6 protein-coding genes are annotated in these 10592 nt (G+C 39.5%); 3 read left to right on the plus strand and 3 right to left on the minus strand.

Features of this window, described 5'->3' with window-relative positions; genetic code table 11:
- Nucleotides 1–2398 (plus strand): COR domain-containing protein (locus A0J48_RS24680; protein WP_200327231.1); only part of this gene is annotated, 2398 nt, incomplete at its 5' end.
- 43 nt (nt 2399–2441) lie between these two features.
- Here A0J48_RS24680 and A0J48_RS24685 read toward each other — a convergent pair.
- The 3 genes from A0J48_RS24685 to A0J48_RS24695 form a co-directional block, all read right to left on the minus strand.
- Nucleotides 2442–2798: a hypothetical protein gene (locus A0J48_RS24685; protein ID WP_234301140.1), complete on the minus strand. Its 357-nt coding sequence runs from the start codon at nt 2796–2798 to the stop codon at nt 2442–2444.
- Nucleotides 2799–3376: 578 nt separating this feature from the next.
- Nucleotides 3377–4591 (minus strand): DUF790 family protein, encoded by a 1215-nt coding sequence (locus A0J48_RS24690; RefSeq protein WP_200327233.1) that lies wholly within the window; start codon nt 4589–4591, stop codon nt 3377–3379.
- On the minus strand, nt 4521–6125 hold the full coding sequence (locus A0J48_RS24695; protein ID WP_200327234.1) for a DEAD/DEAH box helicase: 1605 nt from the start codon (nt 6123–6125) through the stop codon (nt 4521–4523). Before A0J48_RS24695 ends, A0J48_RS24690 begins: the two co-directional genes overlap by 71 nt.
- Before the next feature lie 54 nt (nt 6126–6179).
- Here A0J48_RS24695 and A0J48_RS24700 point away from each other — a divergent pair, with 54 nt between their 5' ends.
- On the plus strand, nt 6180–7484 hold the full coding sequence (locus tag A0J48_RS24700; protein ID WP_200327235.1) for an adenylate/guanylate cyclase domain-containing protein: 1305 nt from the start codon (nt 6180–6182) through the stop codon (nt 7482–7484).
- Nucleotides 7485–7884: 400 nt separating this feature from the next.
- The gene (locus A0J48_RS24705) at nt 7885–10569 is read left to right on the plus strand and encodes a hybrid sensor histidine kinase/response regulator (protein ID WP_200327236.1); all 2685 of its coding nucleotides are present in this window, start codon (nt 7885–7887) and stop codon (nt 10567–10569) included.
- Nucleotides 10570–10592: the final 23 nt, after the last annotated feature.

The raw sequence follows: 10592 nt of genomic DNA on the forward strand, positions 1-10592 counted from the left end.
GATACCAGAGGCGCTGGCCAAATTAACCAATCTCACCCAGCTTGACCTCAGTCACAACCAAATCACCCAGATACCAGAGGCGCTGGCTAAATTAACCAATCTCACCCAGCTTGACCTCAGTCACAACCAAATCACCCAGATACCAGAGGCGCTGGCTAAATTAACCAATCTCACGAGGCTTCACTTCTATAACAACCAAATCACCCAGATACCAGAGGCGCTGGCTAAATTAACCAATCTCACGAGGCTTCACTTCTATAACAACCAAATCACCCAGATACCAGAGGCGCTGGCTAAATTAACCAATCTCACCCAGCTTGACCTCAGTCACAACCAAATCACCCAGATACCAGAGGCGCTCGCCAAATTAACCAATCTCACCCAGCTTGACCTCAGTCACAACCAAATCACCCAGATACCATTAGAAATTCTTGATACAAAAGATGCAAAAGAGATTTTTAATTACTTGAGGCAAATTCGCACCAGTGAAACTCGGCCATTACATGAAGCTAAACTTTTGCTTGTCGGACAAGGTAGCGTCGGTAAAACATCCCTGATCCAGCGATTAATCCGCAATCAATATGACAAAAATCAATCCCAAACCGACGGACTCAATGTAGAAACTTGGAATGTGCAGGTAGATAGCAAAGACATCCGCCTTAATGTTTGGGACTTTGGCGGCCAGGAAATTTATCACGCCACCCATCAGTTTTTTCTGACTAAGCGTAGTCTCTATCTCCTAGTTTGCAACTGTCGCACCAGCGAAGAAGAAAACCGCATCGAATATTGGCTGAAACTCATTGAAAGCTTTGGCGGCCAGTCTCCCGTAATTATTGTTGGTAACAAAAAAGATGAACAACCCCTAGACATTAACCGCAAGGCATTACGGCAAAAATATCCTAATATTCAAGACATTATTGAAACTTCCTGCCAAGATAATATCGGCATTGATGAACTTCGCAGGGCTATTTTCCAGCAAATCGCCAACCTCAAAGAAGTCTACGATCTTCTACCCCTATCATGGTTTGAGGTTAAACAACAACTGGAAACCATGCCCCAAGACTTCATTACCTACAGTAACTATATCGGCATCTGCTATCAAAATAAAATTCCCGAAGAACAAAACCAAGAACAACTGATTGACTTGCTGCATCGTCTTGGCTTAGTTCTCAACTACCGTGATCATCCCATCCTCAAAAATCTGAACGTCCTCAAACCCAACTGGGTGACAGAAGGTATTTATGCACTCCTGAGTGATGAAACTCTCAAAACTAAAAGCAAAGGCATTTTCACCCCCGCTGATATCAGTCGCATCCTCGACCCAAAGCGTTACCCTACCCAGCGTCACGACTATCTGATCAATTTGATGCAGGAATTTGAACTTTGCTTTCAACTAGAATGTCAACCACCAAAATTCTTGATTGCGGGACTTTTGCCCAAAGACCAACCAGACGAAACAGAACTAGAAGGGGAAACCCTGGAATTTCAATACCATTACAAAGTTCTCCCGGAAAGTATCATCTCTCGCTTTATTGTTAACACCCACGACAAAATTTATAACTCAATCTATTGGCGCAGTGGGGTAATGTTGCAATATCAACAATACAACGAAATCTACAACATCGCTCGTATTAAAGCTGACTCCGAAGACAAAAAAATCTTTATCACCATTAGCGGACGTAAAGAAACAAGACGTTTATTTCTGGGTATTCTCCGTAATGAATTCCAAAAAATCCACAACACCCTCCCCAACCTGGAAATCACAGAATGGGTTCCCGTCCCTGACCATCCTAAACATCCACCCCTGGACTATCAAGAACTTTTAGGACTTGAGGACATGGGTAAAAGTATAGTCACTATCGGCAAATTAAAATTAGAACTCGATTTGCGTCAACTTTTAGATGGTTATGAATCACTAGAATCACGTCGAAAATCACAAACAATTAATTCACAGGGAGTTAACGTTATAATTAACAACAATATTGACAATAATAATAAACCTGTGACAAACAACACAAACAACTTTTCAGGCTCACAAATAGGCATCGCCAATGTTGGCAACGAAATCAAAGACAACGCCAGTCAAAAAGTCGGTGACTTAACTCAAACAAACGGCGCAAGCGTAGCAGAACTAATGCAAATCATCAGCACTATGCGTCAAACTGCTGCCCAATTTCCCCCAGAAATCCACGACGATATTATTATTGATATTGATGATGTAGAAGCAGAAATTAAAAAGGCAGAACCAGAACGCAATTTACCCAAACTCAGAAAGCGTCTAGTAGCTTTATTAACTGCTGCTAGTGTAGCTGCTGCCCCGATAGCAGGTATGACAGACTTTACAAACAATGTTATGGAAATAGGAAGCAAATTAGGCATAGAACTAATTAAACATTAGTCCTTAATGTGCGGGGTGCGGTGGAGTTTTTTGTTGAAGAGTATCAATTACCATCACTCAAATCTAACTGCAACTGTAACCCGTCATTTTCATTGAGATTTTGATATGCCGGTTGTAGAAATATAGGAGTAGAAGGAATTGTTATTGACTCACTCAATGGCAATTCTGTAGAAACTGTATTTTCTGTCCCTGTGGTATTAGAAATACTGCCTTGATTTTGTTGGTCAAAAAACTTGCCAAAATCATTTTCGGAATTGCGATTGTTAATGTTAACTAAAGAATCTCCGCTTAAAGTAAAACTTCCTGGTTGGGGATTTTCTGTGGACTGTGCATAAACGGTGCTGTTGACCCCAACAAGAGCCGCTATAATTGCGAAGGTAGCTGTTATTTTAGCGTTCATGGTTTTGAGTATTTTAATAAACATAATATTAACCCTAAGAAATATAAATAATACGATAGATAGAATTGTATTTCAAACTACATAAGTTAATAATAATGCTGGTCTTTAGTTAAGTTATTTAAATAATTAAATTTTCCTTTATAAAAATTCTGAAAAGTATAAAAAAATGTAATATATTTTGATTAAATTCTTAAGAAAAAATTAAAATAATTGATAAATAAAAAAATATTGTATGGTGAGCAATGCCCACCAATTATTTCGTAATTCGTAATGATGGATTTTCCTATTCTCAATCATTGACACTCACTAATTGAGGAAGTTGAGAAACAGGAACATCTAAAAAATACGCTAATACTGTAAGAGGATGTTTGGAAAGTCCTGAAGGATACTAAAAACCCCTCTCCAAACCTCTCCCCTACAAGGAGAGAGTCTTTGAAACCCCATTCCCTTGTAGGGACGGTGGGTTAGGTTTTTCATGTTTATTTGTTTTCAACAATACTTTTAAGACATTCTCTAATAATTCCAGGAGTCAGGAGTCAAGAGAAGCTACGCAGACCATTGTCAATTACCCAACTCAATTATTCCATCACTGCTAAAACTGCTTTTGGTAATAACTTTTCTTTAAACCAAACAATTCTGGCAGGTACATCATTTAATTTCACACCTGCTTTTTCTAAATTCAATCTTTCGGAAATTGCTAAAATCAAATTATCGCAATTAGCACGACGCACTTGAGAAAACTTCTTTTGTAAATATTCAGGTCGCCAATAACCAACAATTTCTAATAAAAAAGTCCTACCATCAGGATGCACCAAACGAAAATCAGGAATCATCACACTACCAGGTATGGGAATTAAATCCACTTCTCGTTCTAATATCCAACCGCTTTTTAAACTATCCCATTTATCAGCAAAAGATTGTTCTAACATACTATCATAAGGCTTACCTTTAGGATAGTGAGAAACTAAACCACATTCAGAATTGAGAGTAAATCTGCCAGTTTTCCATTCATTTGTATAAAAATCCCGTGTTTGCAAAGTTGCTGCTAAACTCCATTTAGTGACATGAAGCAAAGCCGGAATTAACTTAGCTATTGCTAAACCATAACGGGTGCTAGGAGTAAATAAACTTGTCGGTCCATCAATACTAATAGTAAAACCGTGGTCAGCATCACCTTCAATATAAGCCATTAATTGAAACAACTTCAAATAACGAAATAACAACTTATATTCTCCTGGGACATTGCGGTGAGCATTTAACACCAATTGCGTAGCTTTATAAAATACACCTTGCACCTGAGACAAATTATAACGATGTAATAAATCTTCTGGTTTAGGAGCATCAAAAGCAGTTAAAATTTTATTTTCAGATAAATCAGCATAAAGACCATCACGTACTTGAATTGGTAAAACTTCCTGCTGTAATTCCTGACTCAACTCATCAGCAATCTTTTTTAAAGTAACTTCCGTTGCTTCCCGACTAGGAACAGACTTTGCAGCCAAAGCAAAAACCCGTTCCCTTAACATTAGTGGTTCAAGAGGACTAACAACTTCAAAAGTGCAGAAACTACTTTTAAGAATGTAAGCCAGACCCCGCTTCATGCGATAGTCAGTAGTATCACCTTCAAAATCTGCCAATTGACGTTCAAGAACCCCTTGAGATTTACCAACAGCGGCTTTAAAAAAACCAATCAAATCACTTGCCAAACCCAAATGTTTATCATCAAGTTTCAGTCTCTTCGGGATAATTTCCTCCCCGTTTTGACGATGAATCAGTAACTCCGTTGGTAACATCTTTTTTAGTAGTTGAATAATTAATTTCTAACTGTTCAGCAGCCTTAACACTTCTTTCTTTCCCACCCCCATAAACAACCTGTAAATTACCTCTTTTTTTCTTCTCCCCTCTGCTTCTCTGCTCCTCTGCTCCATTGCTCCCTTGCTCCTCTGCTCCCCTGCTCCTCTGCTCCCCTCTTCTTCTCGCCGAAGTTCCCTCCTCACTAGTATCCTCAGCCACGACTTCATATAAAATCGCCTGTTTATTTTCAATATTACCCTTCCGTAAAACCCTCCCCAGACGCTGAATATATTCCCTAGTTGAACCAGTACCAGAAAGAATAATGGCGATAGAAGCAGCAGGAACATCAACACCCTCATTTAAAACATGAGAAGCGACCAAAGTATTATATTCACCCTCCTTAAATTTTGTTAAAATTTCGTGCCTTTCCTTCACCGGAGTTTGATGAGTAATAGCCGGAATTAACAAATCTTGAGAAATGCGGTAGACAGTAGCATTATCTGCCGTAAAAATCAACACCCTTGAGGGGTAATGTTCAGCCAATAAATCAATGAGAATTCTTAATTTACCATCAGTCCCCAGAGCGATTTCTTTTGCTTGTCGGTGTGCTAACATAGCTCTGCGTCCGACTTGCGATCGCGCACTCATTTGCACAAAAGTTTGCCAACCTTGCAGACTTCCCAAAGAAATCCGTGATTGCTTTAAAAAATCATTGCGGGTTTGAATTAGCTGATTGTATTTTTCCCGTTCCAATTGGGATAACTTGACCTTAATTTGCACAATTTGATGTTCTGCTAAAGCCTTACCCGCCAAATCTTCAGCACGTTGGCGATAAACTTCTCTACCAATGAGAATGTTTAAATCAGCGTGTTTACCATCGGTGCGTTCTGGTGTAGCAGAAAGTCCCAACCTATAAGGTGCGATCGCATATTCAGCAATGACTCGATTAAAATCTGTGGGTAAATGATGACATTCATCAAAAATAATCAAAGCATATTTATTACCCAAAGTTTCCGCATGAATAGCCGCACTGTCATAAGTAGCAACCAAAATCGGTGTCTGATCCCGTGAACCACCCCCCAGCAAACCCAACTTGGCATCAGGAAAAGCCGCTGTTAAATGTGCATACCACTGATGCATCAAATCCAAAGTTGGTACAACAATCAATGTTGTGCGCGGTGTCGCTTGCATCGCCATTTGTGCCAAATAAGTCTTACCAGCCGCCGTGGGTAGCACCACAACCCCCTGTCTTCCTGCCAATTTCCAAGCCGCTAAAGCCTCATTTTGGTGGGGATAGGGAGTCATTTCCAAACTGGGAATCAAATCCAAGGGATAAAATCCCTTAGCCTCATCCGTGAAGTCTGTATCTTCTGCTTGCAATGCCTCGACTAAAGAACGATATCTAATCGCCGGAATACGGAATTTTTCGATTCTATCATCCCATGTTGCATAATCTATCCAAGCTTTACTGCGTGGTGGTGGGTGTAAAATTAACGTACCACGATCAAAAGTTAAAGTGGGGTTGCGACCCATGTTAGGTTTCCTCCCAACTCGTTCACACTTCACTACTCATAACCCAAAACGTGCATGATTCCCAAAAGAGATTTTGGCATAACCCAACTAGAGGATCTATTTACCCCAGAAATATCCGACTGGCAAATAGATGCAAGCTTTGTTGAATCTTACAGAGAACAGCGCCGACAGTTCCTGATCAAACGCCTAAAATTGCAAACCCAAATTATGCTGCTGGTAGGTTTAACACTTACTGTTTTTTTTATGTGGGTAAATCAGCAGCCAAATGAAAAAATCTACGCCTTTAAAATTGGGTTAATACTTGAAAGTTTTATTTTAATTTGTTGGTTTTTATGTAAAACTCCTCTTGGTCGTCGTTACCCACACATGATTTTTTTAGCTTTGTCTTGGTGTGGAACTTGCGTGACCCAAATTGATACAGCAATTTTGTTTAATTATGTAGAACCGTTTACTAATATTTGGAATTTAATGTTTATCACCCAAGCAACAATTGTTCCAGTATTATGGCGACTGCATTTAATTTCTCAAATTGGTACACTTATATGTTACGCAATCCTGTATTTACTTTACCGTCCTCAATTTAGCCAGCCATTATATTTTTACGTTGAACATGGAATTTATTTATTTTGGACAAGCATAATTTGTGTTTTTTCTGTTTATCTATATGAAAAGTTAAGGAAAAATGAATTTCGGGCTAGACAGGAAATAGAAATAGCCAAGCAACAATCAGAAAAACTACTTTTAAATATCTTACCAGAAGTAATAGCTGAACAATTAAAACTACAACCGACTACTATCGCTGATAGCTTTTTAGAAGTAACTGTTTTATTTGCAGATATTGTTGGATTTACAGAACTTTCTAGTTGCACTTCTCCACCACAACTAGTTGAATTATTAAACGAAATATTCTGCTTATTTGACCAGTTAGCAGAACGTCACGGAGTCGAGAAAATCAAAACTATTGGTGATGCTTACATGGCCGTTGCCGGTTTACCTAATCATCGTAGTGATCATGCCATAGCCATAGCGAATATGGCCTTGGATATGCAACAAGCTGTTAATCAATTTAACCAACAACAAAACCAATCATTTCGTATTCGTATTGGTATTAGTACAGGCCCTGTAGTAGCAGGGGTAATTGGGTTGAAAAAATTTGCTTATGATTTATGGGGAGATACAGTCAATACTGCAAGTAGAATGGAATCTCATGGTATAGCAGGTTGTATTCAGGTTTGTGAAGCCAGCTATCATTTATTACAAGAAAAGTATTTTCTGAAAAAACGCGGCTTAATTAAAGTCAAAGGTAAAGGAGAAATGCTCACGTATTTACTCTTAGGTGCAAAGTTTAACCATCAATAAACTGCTAAGTCCACGCTACGCGACAAGCGCAGCCATGCTTGCAGTTTAAGAGAGTTTTTAGTATTGCTGCGTTTATTGTTGCAAAATTGGGATGCTCCCTACAGAGATTTTTTTGTTCCAAGAATGTTGAATTAATTTTTCTCAGGTACTTACTACTTTAGATAGATTCATAGTCCGAAAATTAGAGCTTTATATTTTCCTATTGCATAATCAGAATAGAGCTATGGATATATAGGACTACTATTTGATTTTTGATAGCTTGCGTGGTCTAGCCATACATATACCTAGGGTGCATTAGTGACAATACTTAATGTTTTCATAAAAAAAACCGGATTCCTATATATTTAAACTAATTTGTAGACAATTTCCAGTAGATTATTTTTCTAAAGGAGATGCCGCATTGAAAGGAAGAGTCTCCCTTTTATCACAATATGCTGTAGCCATTCTATCTGTTGGTATTGCCTTGGTACTAACACTTATGTTACAGCCATTGCGGCAATCAACGATTTTTATGCTATTTTTTGCGGCTATAGCACTCACTAACTGGCACGGTGGTATCAAGCCAGGGGTATTGGCTATTGTTTTGTCTGTTTTAACTGTTGACTACTTTTTGATCACGCCTACATTTTCACTGTATCTTGAGACTCACGAGGATGTAATCAGGCTAGGCTTTTTTATATTAGTAACACTATTTATCAGTTGGCTTAATTCCGAATTACGTACTGCCAAAAAGCACTTGGAAATAATTGTCCAGAAGCTGTCTGTGAGTGAATCCCGGTTTAGAAGCTTGAGAAATGCAAATATTATCGGGGTGATAATTGCTGATATCAACGGCAATATTTTGGAAGCAAATGATACTTTTTTAAAAATAGTAGGTTATACACACGAGGAACTACTAGCAGGAAGAATTAACTGCCGAGAAATGACTCTTCCAAAAGATAGGGAAAAGAGCGATCGCGCAGCAGTAGAACTCAAAAATAAAGGAGTTTGTCAGCCTTTTGAGAAAGAATACATCCGTAAAGATGGGAGTCGCGTTAGTGTTCTGATTGGCCTGACTTTATTAGAAACTAATAATGATCAAATTATTGGCTTTGTCCTTGATATAAGCGAGGAAAAACAAGTTGAACAAAGACTGCGTCAACAAGAAGAACAACTGCGCCTAATTACCAATTCTTTACCAGGACAGATTTCCTATGTGGATGCTCAACAGCGTTATCGTTTTAATAACAAAAGATATGAAGAATGGTTTGGCATATCCGCTTCCCAAATGTATGGTAAGCATCTGAAAGAACTTTTAGGTGAATCCCTTTATCAGTCAATTTCTCCCTATGTAGAAACTGTACTTTCAGGACAGCAAGTAACCTACGAAACCCAAGTATTTCATCAAAACGGCAGAAAACATAATAAAATGGTGACTTATATTCCCCAATTTAATCAGCAAGGTAAAGTTGAGGGATTTGTTGCCCTAATTAGAGATATTACTGAACAAAAGCAAGCACAAGCAGATCTCAAACAAAGTGAAGAAAGATTTCGCAAACTCACAGAAAAAGTGCGTGTAATTCCTTGGGAAGCAGATCCTACAAGCGGTAATTTTACTTATGTAGGCCCCCAAACAGAAGATATTCTCGGCTATGCCATAAACGAGTGGTACACCGATAAGTTCTGGGTACAACATATCCACCCAGAAGACCAAGAATGGGTGATAAACTTCTGTATAGAAAGTTCTCAATCTCAGGATAATTACGAATTTGAGTATAGAATGTTGTCATCTGATGGCAAAGTGATCTGGTTATATGACATTGTTAACGTTGTGAGAAATGCAGATGGGCCCCAGCAATTACATGGGTTCATGATTGACATTACAGAACGCAAGCAAGCAGAACAAGAACGAGAACAACTGCTTAAACGAGAACAAGCTGCACGAGCTGAAGCAGAAGCCGCTAACCGCATCAAAGATGAATTTTTAGCCACACTTTCCCACGAACTCCGTACCCCCTTGAATGCCATGTTGGGGTGGACTCAATTACTCAAAAGCCGCAAGTTTGATGAAATTACCACTGCTAGGGCATTGGATACCATTGATCGCAATAGCCGCAATTTAGCACAGCTAATTGAAGATGTTTTAGATGTGTCGCGGATTATTTGCGGCAAACTGCGCTTGAATTTGCATCCTGTAGAACTGATCCCAGTGGTGACAGCAGCCATAGACACTGTGCGTCCAGCCGCAGATGCCAAAGAAATTACGATTGAGTCTGAATTTGACTCACAAGTGGGGGTAGTGATAGGTGATGCTAACCGCTTGCAACAGATTGTCTGGAATTTGCTCTCCAATGCTGTCAAATTCACACCTAAGCGGGGAAAAGTTCAGGTTGAGCTAAAACGCATCAATTCCCGTGTGCAAATTCAAGTCATTGATACCGGAGCGGGGATTGATCCTGATTTTTTACCTCATGTATTTGAACGCTTTCGCCAAGCTGATAGCTCAACCACGCGATCGCACGGGGGACTAGGACTAGGATTAGCAATCGTCCGTCACTTAGTAGAATTACATGGAGGCACAGTTGCTGCTACCAGCCCAGGATTAGGACAGGGAGCAACCTTCACTGTCAATCTACCGATGAAAGCTGTTACTGCTGAATATAACACCTCCGAGCAACAGCAATCTCTGGTGAATAATGACTTTGTTCAACAACAATTAGCCATTCTGCAAGGTTTACGGGTACTAATAGTTGATGATGAAGCAGATGCGCGGCATTTATTGACCACAATCTTGGGACAATATGGCGCTCAAGCTATGGCCGTTGCTTCTGTACCAGCAGCAATGACAGCCATATCACAATTTCACCCAGATATATTAATCAGTGATATTGGAATGCCCCAAGAAGATGGCTATACACTAATTCGTAAAGTCAGAAGTCTACCCAGTCATCAGGGAGGAAAAATTCCCGCAGTCGCTGTCACAGCTTATGCCAGAGCAGAAGATCGTACCCAAGCTTTGTTAGCGGGATTTCAGCTACATATTCCCAAACCTGTCAATCCTGCGGAGTTAGCAGCGGTAGTTGCTAATTTGGCTGGCAGGACTTGAGGTGTGGGGCAGGGAGCAGGGGG

The sequence above is a fragment of the Sphaerospermopsis aphanizomenoides BCCUSP55 genome (assembly GCF_001586785.1).
Classification (GTDB): Bacteria; Cyanobacteriota; Cyanobacteriia; order Cyanobacteriales; family Nostocaceae; genus Sphaerospermopsis_A; species Sphaerospermopsis_A aphanizomenoides_A.